Source organism: Guptibacillus sedimenti (assembly GCF_028610665.1).
Classification (GTDB): domain Bacteria; phylum Bacillota; class Bacilli; order Bacillales; family Guptibacillaceae; genus Guptibacillus; species Guptibacillus sedimenti.
On sequence record NZ_JAQQWV010000002.1, the window covers coordinates 371211 to 388087 of the forward strand.

Genomic DNA, 16877 nt, shown 5'->3' on the forward strand with positions numbered 1-16877 from the left:
TTGAATTCATTAAAAGGTTCGGTCACTCACAAATCTGTTCTTTAGACGCTTCTTTCATATTAGGGAAATCCTCTCCTGGAGCTAAATGCCCAATTGAAAAATCACTTCGAACCCCAGCCGCCCCGTCATTAACCGTTCCCTCAATCGTTAAACCACCCATTTCACTTTCATAGGACCTGGTTATCTCAACCGATTCGATTTCTTCATAGTTATGTAGTATAAAACGTTCAACCGATTTTTTTGCCTTGTCGATGGTTTCCTCATCATAGTCGTTTTCCTGTGAGAAAAACCCGCAAGCCCCTAATAGAACGGAGAGGGTGAGGAAGAAAAATAATCGTTTATAAAAGGGAACCACCTCATTTTGATTCACGTTGTTAATAGATCGATAGAGATGAAAAACGTTGAATCTAATTATACCAAATAAAGGTAGAGGATGAAGAAATCGTTTGAGACGCTTAAGGGGGAGTATACGAAACAGAGAAAAGCCGTTTCTGAATATTCATCTTGCTACAATGAAAACTTCCACAAAAGAATTTTGAAATGAAGCAGATTCCTCTTAACATTAGCTGATTAAGCGGAGGAAGAGGTTTTAATGAGAGATCGTTGATTTGCTAGTTTCATTACGATTGAAAAGCATGTTTCGTATATAGGATGAAGTGGTAGTTAATATAGAAAGTTACAATATTTGGATGGCGTTTGAAGAGGAGATTGAGAGGAGGTAAACATGTCTTTTGGTAAAAGGTTCCTTATTACATGGTTGATTGTAATGGTATTAATGAGTATTGAGTATGTGTTTTTGCCTGATCATGTCATTATAAAGGGTCTTGCACTAGGTTTAACAACCATGACAGTTGCGACCGTCTTGGATAAACTGTATCCCACAAAAGAAAAAACGAAATAATCGTACATTCATAACCAGGTAAGATCATTCTTCAGCTAAATGAATCATAACCATACACAACTAGAGTTGCGTATGGTTATGAGGTGTCTTATTTATGAACCGCAAATCTGTTCTTTACAAGATTCTTTCATCTCTGGAAACCCTTCTCCTAATCCTAAGCTCCCAACAGTGAAATCATTATCGATTCCAGCTGAGAACCTAGCTTCACCACCATTGACCGTTCCATCTACATTTAGTCCACCTATTTCGCTTTGATAAACTTTAGTGACCTCAACGGATTCAATCTCTTCATAATTATTCGTGATGAATTTCTCAACAGAAGCCTTTGCTTTTTCCTGTGTTTCGTCGTCATAATCCTCTGCGTATGGAAGCTACAAGCAGCTAACAGGAGAAGAACAACAAGGGGAAACGTTTTTCATGCAGAAATAGGTACATCTCCTAACCTTTAGCTCGAATATGGAGTAAGCGCATTGAATGTAAGAAGCATTTAATCGTCACATATTCTCTCCAAACATTCTTCTTTCTTTTCAGGAAACTGTTTACTTTGAATCGCTATCCCAGCTACCATCAGATCAGTGTCTAGGCTTACGGAAAAAGCTTCACCGTTTGCTTTACCATCCACGGTCAAAATTCCCATTTCTGCTTCATAGGGCTCGGTTACTGTAAGGGTTTCGATGTTAGCGTAATTGTTTTCTATGTAACTCGTCACGTTTGCTTGTGCTTCTCTCATTGTTTCGTCGCTGTATTCTTCCGTACTAGAATTCACACTACAACCAACTAATAAAATGAACGCTACAATGGTGTAAATACGGATGAATTTCATTTGAGGTCACCTCGCTTTATGCATTTTCTTGATTAGCCTAAACAAGAAGGGAAGCGGGTAGCTCACATACTGCAAAAAGAAAGCCTGCTTGCACAGAAAAGATCTAAGGCAACAGGCTGAGAGAGTAGTAAACTTGTTACTTCCTAACTTCATAGTCACAAGAATGCTCTTTACATTCTTCTTTAGGCTCTGGAAAGCCTTCCCCCATGCCAATGCTTCCGACTGTAAAATCATCATTCACTCCGATATTAAATGTAGCTTTTTTATTAACTGTGCCTTCAAGAACAAGTCTACCCATCGGTGCAGAAGGAGACTCTTGAAACTCTACGCTTTCGATATTTTGATAATTATTTATAATGTAACTTTCTACGCTGGCTTTCGCCTTTTCAATTGTTTCTTCGCTATAGTTTTCGCTGTTAGAGTTCACACTGCAGCTCCCTAGAACTACTAGTGATAGTAATAGAAAGAAATGAATTCGTTTCATTTTCATCAATCCTTTGTTGCTAAATTAAACATGAATTTATTATACCAAATAGAGTAAATATAAAATCTTATAAATTCGAACTAAACCGGGGAGTGATAGGAACTCGCGAAATTAGAATTGTTATAGGCAGATACAAAAAACCGCACAATGTAAAATATTTGCGCGGTTTGATCTAATAATATTCATCTTACTTTTTATTTCTGTTATAAAGAATTTCAAAAACTTCTGGATCCAGATCAATAATGTTTCTTATTTCATCCTTTGATAACTTGCCGTTTTGGATTAATTTATTGAGTTGGTTTTCTTTGATTTCTATCTCTATATCTTTCTTAATATTAGCATCATAATAGGCCATTTCCTGACCTAATCCTTCCTGCCAGTAACGTTCGGCTTCTTCTTTGCTCATTTTGTGCCAATGTTGCATAACATCCTTCATTAGGTCATCACCTCCGATTACTAATTCTTCTATTTTATTATATATTACCTCGTCTAAACCATTTTTATTCATCGCAGTCAGTAAAAGCCACCAAAAATCTTCTTTTAATGGTACATTTCCATCGTTCTTTTTAAAGTAATCTTTGAAGAGTGGTAGTTCAATAATATGTAATTCCATTATATCAGTTAAAAGGAAATCTTTCTCTAACTCTTTCAATGCATATTTGGTATGGTATTTGAAGCTTTGATTGGCATTTAATTTATAATTAAGAATGCTTATACCAATTGTTTTATTAAGAAGGGTGTATTGTTCACTTTGTGCTAGCTGGCTGCCATAAACTTTTGACCAATAATACAACATTCGTTTATCGATAAATTGTTGCTCTCCCACTTGTATCTCAATATTTACATAAGTACCAGTGTCCGTTCTAGCGCGTATATCTAGAATAGACTTCTTGTCTCCCACATACGTTCCAGGGTTTTCACCGTTCCCAATCTCAACAGATTCAATTTCTCGATCGGGTTGTAAAACGTCATTTAAAAAGCGGATTAAAAATCTTTTGTTCTCATCTACACCTAACAAGTACTTGAATGCAAAATCATATTTTAAATCAATAGATGGTTTTCTCACTCATAACCACCTTCCTTTTTTTACTATTACACACCGCTTCTAATAAGATGTTAGAGTTTTAGAGTTAATATGTATAGTTTTTAACAAATAGAAAAACGGTTTATGAATGATCTGGACAGTTCAAGCTGATACTGTCTTAATATTCGCCTTTTACTTTTAAATAAGATGCATTAGTGCAAAAGTCAAATATCTAACAAAACGAAAATTTGGATTGAAAGTAAATAAAGCCTCACTTTGTTTTGGAACGAAGTGAGGATTTAGCTAAGGGAATTTATTTAGTTTTTTGATAAAGAGTGTTTATGTTCAGTAGAATGCAAGGTCAATAGATAATATATATTTAGTATTCGTATTCACAAGAATTTTTCGCGCATTCGTCTTTTCTATTTGGGAAATTTTCGTTGATGCCAACGTTATCTACAGAGAGGCCTTAATGGGTATGTATTTAAAAGTGTTGACTCAGGAGAAATCGTTATCAGCTTTCGAGGTACAGAAATGTCAAAACAAATATCTACTAAATTGCACATAACTTCGATGGCCAGGTGAATAAGGCGCTGGTGCAGCGTTTTGAAGAAAACGAGTTGAAGTTAATCAAGATGAAGATGATGTATGAAATGTTACATGACAGTATAAAGGTAAGGTGAACAGAAGGACGTCTCATTAAAGGGAGGTTCTTTTGTTATGCCTATCGAAAGTAATTAGGGGCAGACTTACGCTCAAACGCTTATTTCGACAGCATTCGCTAAATAACGGGTGGTGACAGGCACCATCATATTGGAGGGTTAACTTATGTCGATCAATGACCTCGTTGAAACGAATAATGATCTATCAGATGTAGAACCGATTCTCTATGTGAAGAATTGGATGACGCCGGAACCTCTTTGCATCAAATCGGAACAGTCAATTCAGGAGGCTGGTGAATGGATGATCAGCCATAAATTAAATACATTGCCGATTGTAGATGACGACCATCATTTTCTTGGAACGATCAGGTTGAGGCAAGTGCTATCTTATTTTCTTCATAACAGTAGGGACGTTAAGGTAGGTCGGGATCTTTTTAAACGAAACTTCGCGGTGGTACATCCTGAAGATTCCATCTTGGAGGTTATTTCATTACCATACAATGAACTGCCTGTCCTTGATTCAGAAGGGAAATTAATTGGCTTGTTATCAAAAGGCGATATTACGGATGGGTTTTCGAAATACATTTCAATGCTTAAGCAAAAACAGCATACGGCAGAGGCGTTGAACACCGTGCTCGAAAGTGCTTATGAAGGGATTGCTGTTGTAGATGAAAACGGAACGATTCAGGAGTTTAACGAAGCGTACAGCCGTTTTACTGGGATCGAGAAAGAAAATGCGATTGGACGGCATGTGACTGAAGTAATTGATAATACAGAGCTTCACATGACCGTGAAAACAGGACTAGCCGAGCGTGGTGTACTCCAAACAATCCAGGGCCATGAAATGGTCGTTCACCGCATTCCCATTGTGAAAAATGGCGCTGTGATCGGCGCAATCGGGATGCTTATCTTTGAAGGGATTTCGGAGATCTATAAAATTTATGAACGACTTAAAGATACGGATGCAGAGGAGCCTGAACGAGGCACGAAACAAGTTGGAAAAAAGAAAGAGAATCACATAACGCTTGATCAAATTATTGGTGTAAGTGAAGAGATTAAAGCTACGAAACGACTTGCTAGAAGAGCAGCCAGAACAGCGGCGACCGTGCTCATTACCGGTGAAAGTGGCACGGGGAAAGAAATGTTTGCGAAAAGTATCCACCATCTAAGTCCTTTTGCGACAGGCCCCATGATTAGCGTGAACTGTGCGGCCATTCCTGAGCATTTGTTTGAATCAGAATTATTCGGATATGAAGAAGGCGCGTTCTCAGGAGCCAAGAAAGGAGGAAAGCCCGGGAAATTTGAGCTGGCGAATAACGGTACGATTTTCTTGGACGAAATTGCAGAACTTCCGCTAAGTATGCAAACAAAACTGCTTCGTGTGCTCCAAGAAAAAGAAGCTGAACGGGTTGGTGGCGTCAAGAAATACCAAACCAATGTAAGAGTGATCGCGGCAACGAATCAACATCTAAAGGAGCTCGTCGAAAAAGGGACGTTTCGTGAAGATCTGTTTTATCGATTAAATATCATTCGCCTCCATGTCCCGGCTCTTCGGGAACGGAAGCAGGATATACCGATTCTTCTGTCTTACTATGTGAAAGAGATTTGTGAGAAGTATCGCGTCCAAACAAAACGATTTACCCATGAAGCTCTATCTACTCTTACGCATTCAGAGTGGAAAGGGAATATTCGTGAACTGGTGAATACGATTGAACGTGTGGTTACGCTTATTGATGAGCCGGTTATTGGGAAAGACCACCTCAATGGACTTTTTAGCGTGAAGGAAGATCGTGAAAATCAAATTCCTGATGAAAAACCCCACAGCTTATTAGACGAAGCGAAACGAGTTGGGAAGGATCGAGAAAAGGAAACTATCGTTCAAGCGATAAAAGATGCAGGTGGCAATAAAACGAAAGCAGCAGAACGCCTGGGGATTCATCGGACTACGCTTTATCAAAAGTTAAAAAGTCTCGACATCTCCTAAGTAATGTGTAGGAGAATCACTACATAAAATCGACAACTGTAGTGTAGGCACTACAATCAGTAGCGCAAAAATGCTTGATGTAGCGCTTGTTAAACTTGGCACGGATCTTGCTTCTATAGATAAGTAAGTCAGAATGAAGGAGTGATAGCCAGGTGGAAACCTATGCCGTTTTTCGAACGCCGCAAACGATTTTATATGGTCGAGAGTCATTTAAACAAATTGGAGTGGAAGCTTCCATTCGTGGAGGTAAAGCACTCATTATAAGCGATCAGGTGATGTCTAGTCTCGGCTATGTGAGTGAATGTCAGGATTACTTAAAGGAAAAGGGGGTTGAAAGTGAGGTTTATACAGGAGTAGAGTCAGAACCGACTGATCAGTATGTGGCAGAATCGTTAGCCCTTTTAAAAGAGAGTCAGTCTGATGTCGTGATCTCGCTTGGGGGTGGAAGCTGTATTGATACAGCAAAAGCGATCGTGGTTCTTGCCACAAACGGTGGTGACTTAGCCGATTACCGGCTTAACAAGAAAGTCGCTGAGCATACTCCAATTCCGCATATCGCAATCCCTACAACAGCAGGAACGGGCTCGGAAGCGACAGATGTGACGGTCATTACAAATACATCTAATGATGTGAAAATGATGGTGAAGCAGCCAGCTTTCATGCCAGCTGTCGCGATTGTTGACCCATTATTATCGATCTCCTCACCACAGCATGTAACGGCTGCAACAGGCGTTGATGCGCTGAGTCATGCGATTGAATCGTACTTATCTAAGAGATCTCATCCGATGACGGATACATTTGCGCTATCGGCGATTCAGCTCATTGCCCAAAATATTGAGAACGCTTACTTCAATGGTGACAACCTTGAAGCGAGAGAAGCGATGAGCTTAGCGGCTTTACAAGCAGGCATGTCGTTTACCAATGCATCCGTTTGTCTCGTTCACGGAATGTCGCGACCAATCGGGGCACTCTTCCATGTGCCACATGGCTATTCCAATGCGATGCTCTTACCTGCTGTTCTTGAATTTAGCAAGGGTGAATGTCAGAAGCACCTTGCCGATATCGGACGCATTTTTCAACCGAGCAGTGCCACTCTTACTGATGAAGAAGCAGCTGAACAAGCGGTGGCTTCCGTTCAAGAACTTTGTCGCACGTTAAACATTCCCAATTTGAAATCGTGGGGCATTGAGCAAGAAGCCTTTAACCGAGCCGTTTCTAAGATGGCGGCGGATGCGCTTGATAGTGGGAGTCCAAGCCATAACCCTCGTGTCCCTACTCAAGCAGAATTAGAAGAACTTTATCTGACTTGCTATGACTACCAATTTCGTAGCGAGCACAAGGTTCAATAACGCGCTTAGAGGGTACAGGGAGGGAAGAACATGCTAGGCATGCTGGGTTTAATCTTATCATTAGGCCTCCTCATTTATTTAACGATGAAAGGGATCAACATCATCATAGCGGCGATTCTTTGCGCCGTGCTCGTTGCCCTTACTGGAGGTCTAAATCTAGAAACAGCGTTAACCGATTATTACATGACAGGATTCACGTCGTACTTTGCTTCATGGTTTCTCATCTTCTTATTAGGCGCCATCTTTGGAAAAGTGATGCAGGAAACGAAAGCGGCAGATAGTATTGCGAATTGGATCAAGAATACGCTCGGTCCTTCTCGCTCTGTCTTTGCGGTCGTTGCGGCGGCAGCCATCATGACCTACGGCGGCGTTAGCTTATTCGTTGTCGGTTTTGCGGTTTACCCTATTGCCGTCTCTCTTTTTAAATTAGCGAACCTGCCACACCGCTTTATCCCTGCAGCACTCGTCTTCGGCTCCATTTCCTTTACGATGACAGCTCCGGGATCACCAGAAATCCAGAACCTGATTCCAACCGAGTACTTTGGAACAAAACCAACGGCTGGTGGGTTCATCGGCATCCTCATTGCCATCTTGATCATGTTAACGGGTGGATGGTTGTTAGGGAAAATGGTGAAAAAAGCGGTGCGAAATGGGGAAACTTTTTCATTGCCTAACGAGACTTCAAAAGCCTCAAATGAAATCGCTGCAACAGCCGAATTGAAGCAGGTGGAGACTGAACCTGAGCCAGAACCAGAGCAAAAGCAGTTGCCGAATGTCATTTTGGCCATCTTGCCACTCGTCACGGTCATCGTCTCGTTAAATACGCTGTCCAATTTCATTTCATCAACAGGAGCTGCCCTTATTTCGCTCGCTTCCGGTATTGCTTTAGCGTGTGTGATTATGCTTCCATACTTACAAGAATTCTGGAACCCGCTCGCAAAAGGAACGCATGATGCGTTAATAGCTGCTGCGAATACTTGCGCCGTAGTCGGCTTTGGTAGCGTGGCGGCACAGGTCGCGGCTTTTCAAACGGTAGTCGATGGACTTGTGAATATTCCGGGTCCACCACTGATGGGACTTGCGATCGCAGTTACACTTATTTGTGGGCTAACGGGCTCAGCCTCCGGTGGTCTTGGAATCGCACTCCCGATTTTATCCCCGATTTATTTAGGGATGGGGAACTTAGATCCTGGCGCGATGCACCGCATTTCAGCTCTTGCTTCAGGTGGACTCGATTCGCTCCCACACAATGGCTATGTGGTGACCACGATCCGTGCGATTTGTGGTGAAACACATAAGCGTTCTTACGGACCGATCTTTTTACTTAGCGTTATCCTGCCGACGATCGCCTTGATCCTGGCAGTCATTCTATACTCGATTTTCTAAAAAGTGTACAAAAAGGAAGGGGACTTTAACATGGCAACGACAACAACAAACACGCTACAAAACTACATTAACGGTGAATGGGTAGACGCAAAAACCGATCAATTTCAATCTGTACCAAACCCAGCAACGGGTGAAGAACTCGCTCAGGTACCGATTTCCTCAAGAGAAGATCTTGATGAGGCAGTAAAAGTCGCAAAGGCAACCTTCAAAACGTGGAGCAAAACCCCCGTACCAAAGCGTGCTCGCATTCTGTTTAAATACCAGCAGCTCCTCGTCGACAACTGGGACGAGCTTGCACGATTGCTTACACAGGAAAATGGAAAAAGCTTTAAAGAAGCGCAGGGCGAGGTACAGCGCGGAATCGAGTGCGTGGAGTTCGCTGCCGGTGCGCCTTCCTTAATGATGGGGAAACAGCTTCCGGATATTGCGACAAATCTAGAATCCGGCATGTACCGCTATCCCGTCGGCGTCGTCGGTGGCATTACACCGTTTAACTTTCCGATGATGGTGCCGTGCTGGATGTTCCCGCTCGCCATCGCGATGGGCAATACGTTCGTCCTTAAGCCTTCAGAACGAACGCCGCTACTCGCAAACCGACTAGCTGAACTATTCAAAGAAGCGGGTCTTCCAGACGGCGTCCTTAATATCGTTCACGGTGCCCATGATGTCGTAAACGGCCTATTGGAACACAAAGACGTGCCAGCGATTTCCTTCGTCGGCTCACAGCCTGTCGCAGAATACGTGTACAAAACAGGTGCAGCGAATGGCAAACGCGTTCAAGCCCTAGCCGGTGCGAAAAACCATTCCATCGTCATGGCAGACGCGGACCTTGATGCAGCGGTGAAAGAAATCATTGCCGCTTCCTACGGATCAGCAGGAGAGCGATGCATGGCGTGCTCGGTCGTTGTCGCGGTAGACGATGTGGTCGAGCCGCTACTTCAAAAGCTGAACGAAAAAGCGGATGAAATTAAAATCGGAAATGGACTGGACGACGATGTGTTCCTAGGACCCGTCATCCGCAAAGAGCACAAAGAAAGAACCGAAAGCTACATCCAAAAAGGGCAGGAAGAAGGCGCGACGCTTGTCCGTGACGGAAGAAACGATGAAGCGTATAACGACAAAGGCTACTTCATTGGACCAACGATCTTTGATCACGTGAACACGTCCATGCAAATCTGGAAGGACGAAATCTTCGCTCCCGTTCTATCCATTGTACGAGTGAAAAACCTAGAAGAAGCAATCGAGCTCACCAATGAATCCGACTTCGGAAACGGCGCATGCCTCTTCACCCAAAGCGGCAGCAACGTCCGCTACTTCAGAGAAAACATCGAAGTCGGCATGCTCGGGGTAAATATCGGAGTTCCAGCACCGATGGCGTTCTTCCCATTCTCAGGATGGAAGAATTCGTTTTATGGAGATCTTCATGCGAATGGATCGGATGGGGTGGAGTTTTATACGAGGAGGAAGATGTTGACGGCTCGGTGGTAGGTAGAGTATAGAAAGGTGAAATAAAGAAATGGAAAGGCGTAGAGAAGGGAATAGCTGTGATAGCGCCATCTCATTTTCGTGTTTATTTGGTTGAAAAGCTACCAATGTTCTCTTCATTTAGAGTTAGTTATTATGTCAAAGGAAAAAATGTTAGTTTTTCAATGCTATCAAACCCATTATGACTTTGAACAATTAGTTGCAGAGCGGGTATATGCGTGGTTGATTAGTAAAAACAAACAATAAAAGGTGAAGGGAATTCACCTTTTATTGTTTGTTTAATTTCTCATCATTCACTTTTAAGGTAGTAACTCCACCAAACCTAGTAATTAAAAAACTTGGTATACCTATTCCAAGAATTCTGGAAGCCTTTACATTTTAAACATAATTATAACTTTTTACTTTGTATGCTCCACATAATTGATAATGTGCTATAGTAACGTTTGGTAGGTGTGATAGTTTTATAGGGATTGTTGATTAATTTTATATTAGGACTTGTAAAGACATCGCTAATTACTACCAAATTGTAATCCCCTGCTTTTTCCTTAGCAGTTGCCCATTCTTTATCTGTAAAACTAATTCCGCCATCTTTTGAAGACAGCCCCTTCACTTCAAATACTATCGAAGTATCTTCTAATTTAAAGTCATAACCACAACCTTCATCCCTTGTATCAACTAATTTCCCCTGATTTAAATTATTGTAATTTTGTTTAAAATATTCCATGAATAATAATTCGGCCTTTTTTCCAGTAAGACCTCTATTATATGAAATCTTGGATGGTTCGGTAAAAAGTGAACCAAAGGGGATGTTTGATACTTGATATTCATTATTACTCAATAACTCCCTTACAATTTCTGTCATTGCATCTTCGCTAATGTGGCCAAATGTATCTATTATTTCTAAACTGTTTTTAGAAAGCTCCTTTTGATACCATCCATTTCGTCCATTATCATGTATAGAATCAAAATCATCCCTTCTATTCTTGATTGTATTTGGTTTATAACCAAATCTTTTACCGGCATCATTATACGCTTCTTTATAAGTATCGTAGTTTAAATTCATTAAGGCTCGTTTATTGTACTTAGAAAGGTAATAAGAAAATAATAACATGCATTTCTTGTTTAAATTCAATTAATCACATCCTTTTTAGTTAATTTTACCATCAGGGATTTTTAAGTTTCAATAAGATCAGATTTATAATGACTTCTGTGGTGTTCTTAGAGAAATTGATGTGAATAAATACTCATTCATATTATTAAAGAAACTTTGTAATGTTCTACATAGTAATATAAAATTAATTAATAAATGGTTTCTACATATTATCATTAAGGTTATTTCGGCCCAATAATTTTGATGAAGAAGAAAATGTTCCCAGAGGAGAGAAATATAATATGGAAAAATTAAGAGTAATGGACTTATTTGCTGGAGCTGGGGGCTTAAGTAATGGATTTGAACAAACTGGACAATTCAAAATTCAAATTGCTGTTGAACTTGATGAAAATGCAAAAAAAACATATAAAACTAATCACGGCAGTGACGTGGAAATGGTTTCTGATATAACTGAGTTACATTATAGAGATAATAACAATAAATTGAAAAAAAAGTTCAGGAATATAGATGTAATTATTGGAGGACCACCCTGCCAGGGGTTTTCAAATGCAAATCGACAAAAAAACACTTTAATATCAAATAATAATCAATTAGTGAAAAACTATTTAAGAGCAATTGAAGAAGTTTCTCCTAGAGCTTTAGTAATGGAAAATGTAAGTAGTATGGGATCAAAAAAACATAAGTTCTATTATTGTGAAGATGACGTATTAGAACTTGAGAATCTTGGGATAATACCTGAGACCGAAAATGTAAAAATAGGAGATAAGACATTCCTATCAGAAGAATTAATAACACTAATTGTTACATCAGCTAATAAAAAGGAAAGTCTTGCTCCGTTTCTCTTAGATAAAAACGTATTTTCAAAATTAAATACTGTTTTAAAAAAGTCCTTAAAAAGTGATGATCTAATAAATTATTTTAAAAATAATAGAAACAGTTATTATTTTCAAAAGCTCTTATTGATTTGGGATAGTTTAGTATCAGCTTGTTGGAGCAAAACATATGAAGAAGAATGGAGACTAGTCCACTACTATATAAGTGAAATTATTTTTAATAAATGTAACGTATATACTAAACAATTGTATAAGTCGTTGAAAGTGATAATTGAAACTCAAAAAGTTATGAATAAAGTACAAGAAGTGTATGATAATAGGATTCTTTATGAGAAATTGCTGTTCATTAATGGAGATTCTTTGGCGATTAGATTAAAAACATTTAGTGTACTCAACTATATAACCAAGAAGTTAGATTTCCTGGGTTATAAAATAAATGATGATAAGTATATATTTAACGCAGCTCGATATGGAGTGCCACAAAATAGAAAAAGGTTAATACTTATTGGAGTAAGAAAAGACATTATAAAGGATAAAGAACTAGCTTTGCCTATTCCACTTTTTAACAAGGAAGAAGATTACTTTACTATATATGACGCTATTGGTGATTTAGAGGATGTCCCACCCGAGATTGAAGTAGTAAGAAGTGAGAAATTAAAGACCTCCTTCCCAATTAATTCGAGTAAATTAAATCAATATCTAAATGGTAAAGAATTAATACTTTATAATCACGTAAGAACTCACACTAGGGATATGGCGTTAAAGCGATTTAAAACTTTGTCACAGGGACAAAATTTTCATGATTTGGATGATTCTTTAAAAACAACATATACTGATCATGCTAGAACTCAAAATACGGTTTATAAGAGACTGGCTTATGAATTACCTTCAGACACTGTAGTGAATGTTAGAAAATCCATGTGGATTCATCCTATTAAAGATAGGGCATTAAGCATTCGAGAAGCTGCAAGGCTCCAGTCCTTTCGGGACAATTATATTTTTAAAGGGAATAAAGATAGTCAATATCAACAGGTTGGTAATGCAGTACCACCACTTTTAGCTAGAGTCATTGCAGAGAGCATTTTGAAATCGCTTGGTGAAGAAGTTTCTAATACAGTTAATGAATTATTGGGAAATAATTCAAATGAATTAGATGGTGAAAAAATTACTAATACATTCTCAATATAAAATAATAACAAAATCTCTTGTACATTGATCACGGTATACTAGTGTTTATATTTCTATAACGAAACTTTAGATTGTTATAGATATTTATGATGCTAAGATACTTTATATAGTTGTAAAAGATTACTTCCAAAATTTTCTTTGATAATCAATATCTCTTGATGAGTTTATTTAAATTATTTCATTAAATTAATAATTTATAGTTATTAAATAATTTAATAGGGAGTAGTATGATTTGTACTATAGTAAGACTCAGTTAACTAGAATAAAAGATAGTTATTGTTTGTTATTTCAAATTGAAAATACAATGAAAAGTCATGCACAATTCACACTAGAAAGTGAATTTGGGGTTAATTGGTTATTTATTTTAAAACGGAAATATAATAATCAAATTTCTAATAAACACATTCCTGATATGCATTTCCATGAAATTATTAGCTTAATAAAAATGGTCTCTTTGTTAAATAAAGATTATCAAAAAGAACAGATAGTAGACTTAACAAAACTTAATAAGGTTAGAAATCAAATTGCACATTGTACATTAATAAGTCATGATGATTATTTGTTACTAAGAAGAGTTTTTCGTAATATGAGAAAAATCAGATCTTTAGATACAAATATCAATTAATCTCTGTTTTTAGTTGTTAAGACCCATAAGGGTCTTTTTTATTAGGGTGTTCTGTTATACAAAAGAACTATATTTTATCAATATAGTTTGATAAAATATAGATGGAATAAATAGGAACTACTAGTATTAATGTAGGGTGTTGGAATAATATTTGCGTAGATTAGTATTGAAGTAGTGAACTGAGTAAAGTTAATGGGGGTAATTATATGGTTGATGTGAATCTACCGATTTATGATCATGTAAGAAGTGCAATTAGGAATCTTTTGGTGAATTCTGAGTATGATTGGGGAAAAGTGTATAACGCAGGTGATACCAACGTTCCTTTAAAACAAAATTTATGGAACTTGAAAGCTGTGGGGATGGTTGGTGAAAATGTAACTGAGTATATTTGGAAAGAAATTGTTAGTAATATTGAAGCAGAGGAAACACAATCCAAGAGGATAGATAAAATAAATAATACTTCTACTATTATTTCTATTAAAGAAGATAATAATATTAAAGTACCAGATTCTCCAAGATCCTCTTGGCAACTCTACAAAAAACACCTTGAATCAAATGGGTTCAAAAGAGAATCTATTAGACAGATTGAGGGTTCTACGCTCTCAATACTGAAAAGACTTAGCACCAACACTGAAACTACAGGACCTATTAAGGGACTAGTTATTGGACATGTCCAGTCTGGGAAAACAGCAAGTATGGCTGCTTTAATGGCAATGGCAGCTGATTATGGTTGGAACGCTTTTTTTGTTTTGTCAGGAATGATTGAAAATTTACGTAAACAGACAGAAAGACGACTATTTAATGATTTGAACCACCCCGGGAATAACAACTGGGAAGTACTAAGTGATCTATCCAAAAAATCTCCATTAAATCATCAGTTGCAGAGTTTGCATTTAAATGAAGGCAATTCAAACAGATACATAAATATTTGTTTGAAAAACAAAACTCGTTTAGAGAATTTACTTAGCTGGTTAACAACAGATAAAAATAAGCTAAATAAAATGAAAATATTAATTATAGATGATGAGGCTGATCAGGCAAGTATCAATACAAAAAATGAGGAAGAAAGAGCAAAAATAAATGAATTAATTATAAAACTCGTTGATGCTTCAAAAGATACTATTCGACCAGCTGCCATGAATTATGTCTCATATACTGCAACACCTTATTCCAATTTTTTAAATGAGTCATCATATGAATCTCTATATCCAAAAGATTTTATTGCTAAATTACCAGTAGCACCAGAGTATTTTGGTCCAAAACAAATTTTTGGGATTGAAGGTTCTGAAGAAAATCAAGGATTAGATATTATTCGTGAAGTGTCTCAAGAAAATTTTGAAGAAATAAAAAGGGTACAAGAAGCGGAAACTCACGATTTGCCCCTAAGTATGAAGAAAAGTATTGCTTGGTTCTTAGTTGGTACTTCTATCATGAGATATTACAAATATTCAAAGCCTATTAGTATGTTGATCCACACCAGTCAAATGCAATTTCACCATCAAAACATTGCTAATGCAGTTGATACATGGATAAATGAGACAGAAGATGACAACTTAATTAAATTTTGTGAAGAAGTGTTTAACGAAGAAATTAACAAATTTTCTTTAAATGAATTCAGGAGTGGGTTTAAGAATTATCCAATACCAAATGATAAGTTGAATGATTATCCTGCTTTTATAAATATAAAGTCATTCTTATTCGAATTAATTCAAGAAATAACCCATATTAAGATGGATAATGAAGGTGATTTAACATATCACAACAATATTCATTTATGTATAGATAATTGTTCATTCAATGGAATAACTGAAGGTAATTCACATATAAGGTTAGCGTATCCACAAAAACGACAACTAGAGCAACTGGAAAAAGCACCAGCATTTATTATTATTGGAGGAAGCACTCTTTCTCGTGGACTAACAATAGAAGGCTTGATTAGTACGTACTTTTTAAGAGCATCTACAACAGCAGACACCTTAATGCAGATGGGTAGATGGTTTGGATATAGAAAAGGTTATGAACTTCTCCCAAGGATTTGGATGACAAAAGATACCTATAATAAATTTCTATTCTTATCGAAACTGGAAGAGGAACTAAGGGAAGAGCTAGAAGAATACATGTTAGGGAATAAAAGTCCTGTTGATTTTGGACCGAGGGTGAAAAACTCCCCGCAAGTATCATGGTTAAGAATCACATCAAAGAACAAAATGCAAGAAGCTGAAGAAGTGGATATGGACTTTACTGGTACTTCAATACAAACCATCCACTTTGATAATGATTTAGATGTACTTGAGAGAAATATAAACATAACTGAAGAGTTTCTAGGTAAAGTACCAAAAAAACCTGAAAGATCAGTTACTAGAAAAAGTGCATTAGTATATAGAAATGTAGACTTTTCATTAATTAAAAACGAATTTCTATTAAAAATGAAGTTTAATGAGAGATCTCGAACGTTTAATCAAATTGAGTTGTTTACTGATTGGTATGATAAGGTCGAACAAGAAATTGGCTTTAAGAATTGGAATGTTGTCGTAGCTGGTATAGGTGAAGTATCAGAAGTTAATAAAGGCCATGAAATTAAAGATTCCCAATGGATGCTTGGTACTTATAGCGTTGGCAAAGTAAATCGTTCTGCAAAATCCAATCAAATGGAAGGGGTTTCTAAAACTGCAAACATAGGAGTGTTAAGAGCACCTTCGGATTTAATAGCAGATATTCCAAATGCTGAGGCTGGTGAGGAATATAACAAAGATAATAATATAAAAAATTCCCAAATAATGAACTTGCGAAGTAAATATAACATGGATTCTGTTCCGCAATTAATAATATATAGAATCAATAAGAATTCAGAAGCTAGAGTAGATAATGAGAGTAACAGTAACAGAGTAGATTTGAATTTTGAAGAAGACATTATCGGATTGAATATAAACATTCCGGGAAGTTCAACAGGAAAGCCAGCTGCTAAAGGATTGAGGGTTAAAATAGAACCTTCAGAAATTGAAGAATAAGGTTAAGGTGATTT

The 16877-nt window shown here is 37.6% G+C and carries 13 protein-coding genes; 8 read left to right on the forward strand and 5 right to left on the reverse strand.

Going from position 1 to position 16877, the window contains the following annotated elements:
- Window positions 1-22: 22 nt before the first annotated feature.
- Window positions 23-370, reverse strand: coding sequence for a DUF1433 domain-containing protein (locus PQ578_RS10225; RefSeq protein ID WP_273834148.1), 348 nt, complete (start codon window positions 368-370; stop codon window positions 23-25).
- A 354-nt stretch (window positions 371-724) separates the two neighbouring features.
- Between PQ578_RS10225 and PQ578_RS10230 the strand changes: the two genes are divergently transcribed.
- Entirely contained in the window at window positions 725-901 is a 177-nt protein-coding gene (locus PQ578_RS10230) for a hypothetical protein (RefSeq protein WP_273834150.1), read from the forward strand.
- 487 nt (window positions 902-1388) lie between these two features.
- Here the strand turns inward: PQ578_RS10230 and PQ578_RS10235 are convergent, their stop codons facing one another.
- From PQ578_RS10235 to PQ578_RS10245, 3 genes are all read right to left on the reverse strand, one after another.
- Window positions 1389-1724: a hypothetical protein gene (locus tag PQ578_RS10235; protein WP_273834152.1), complete on the reverse strand. Its 336-nt coding sequence runs from the start codon at window positions 1722-1724 to the stop codon at window positions 1389-1391.
- Between the two features lie 136 nt (window positions 1725-1860).
- Window positions 1861-2151: a hypothetical protein gene (locus tag PQ578_RS10240; RefSeq protein ID WP_273834154.1), complete on the reverse strand. Its 291-nt coding sequence runs from the start codon at window positions 2149-2151 to the stop codon at window positions 1861-1863.
- A gap of 244 nt (window positions 2152-2395) precedes the next feature.
- On the reverse strand, window positions 2396-3274 hold the full coding sequence (locus PQ578_RS10245; RefSeq protein ID WP_273834156.1) for an Rpn family recombination-promoting nuclease/putative transposase: 879 nt from the start codon (window positions 3272-3274) through the stop codon (window positions 2396-2398).
- A gap of 786 nt (window positions 3275-4060) precedes the next feature.
- Here PQ578_RS10245 and PQ578_RS10250 point away from each other — a divergent pair.
- The 4 genes from PQ578_RS10250 (at window position 4061) to PQ578_RS10265 (ending at window position 10101) form a co-directional block, all read left to right on the forward strand.
- Window positions 4061-5878 (forward strand): sigma 54-interacting transcriptional regulator, encoded by a 1818-nt coding sequence (locus PQ578_RS10250; RefSeq protein WP_273834158.1) that lies wholly within the window; start codon window positions 4061-4063, stop codon window positions 5876-5878.
- 152 nt (window positions 5879-6030) lie between these two features.
- Entirely contained in the window at window positions 6031-7227 is a 1197-nt protein-coding gene (locus PQ578_RS10255) for an iron-containing alcohol dehydrogenase (RefSeq protein ID WP_273834160.1), read from the forward strand.
- A gap of 30 nt (window positions 7228-7257) precedes the next feature.
- The gene (locus PQ578_RS10260; RefSeq protein ID WP_273834162.1) at window positions 7258-8613 is read left to right on the forward strand and encodes a GntP family permease; all 1356 of its coding nucleotides are present in this window, start codon (window positions 7258-7260) and stop codon (window positions 8611-8613) included.
- Window positions 8614-8643: 30 nt separating this feature from the next.
- Window positions 8644-10101, forward strand: a complete 1458-nt coding sequence (locus tag PQ578_RS10265) for a CoA-acylating methylmalonate-semialdehyde dehydrogenase (RefSeq protein ID WP_273834164.1) — start codon at window positions 8644-8646, stop codon at window positions 10099-10101.
- A gap of 385 nt (window positions 10102-10486) precedes the next feature.
- Here the strand turns inward: PQ578_RS10265 and PQ578_RS10270 are convergent, their stop codons facing one another.
- On the reverse strand, window positions 10487-11230 hold the full coding sequence (locus PQ578_RS10270) for a protein NO VEIN domain-containing protein (RefSeq protein ID WP_273834166.1): 744 nt from the start codon (window positions 11228-11230) through the stop codon (window positions 10487-10489).
- Between the two features lie 260 nt (window positions 11231-11490).
- On the opposite strand from PQ578_RS10270, the gene PQ578_RS10275 reads away from it, so the two are divergent.
- From PQ578_RS10275 to PQ578_RS10285, 3 genes are all read left to right on the forward strand, one after another.
- On the forward strand, window positions 11491-13230 hold the full coding sequence (locus tag PQ578_RS10275; protein WP_273834168.1) for a DNA cytosine methyltransferase: 1740 nt from the start codon (window positions 11491-11493) through the stop codon (window positions 13228-13230).
- Between the two features lie 232 nt (window positions 13231-13462).
- Window positions 13463-13855, forward strand: a complete 393-nt coding sequence (locus tag PQ578_RS10280) for a hypothetical protein (RefSeq protein ID WP_273834170.1) — start codon at window positions 13463-13465, stop codon at window positions 13853-13855.
- A gap of 206 nt (window positions 13856-14061) precedes the next feature.
- Complete coding sequence (locus PQ578_RS10285; protein WP_273834172.1) at window positions 14062-16863, forward strand: Z1 domain-containing protein; 2802 nt, start codon at window positions 14062-14064, stop codon at window positions 16861-16863.
- Window positions 16864-16877: the final 14 nt, after the last annotated feature.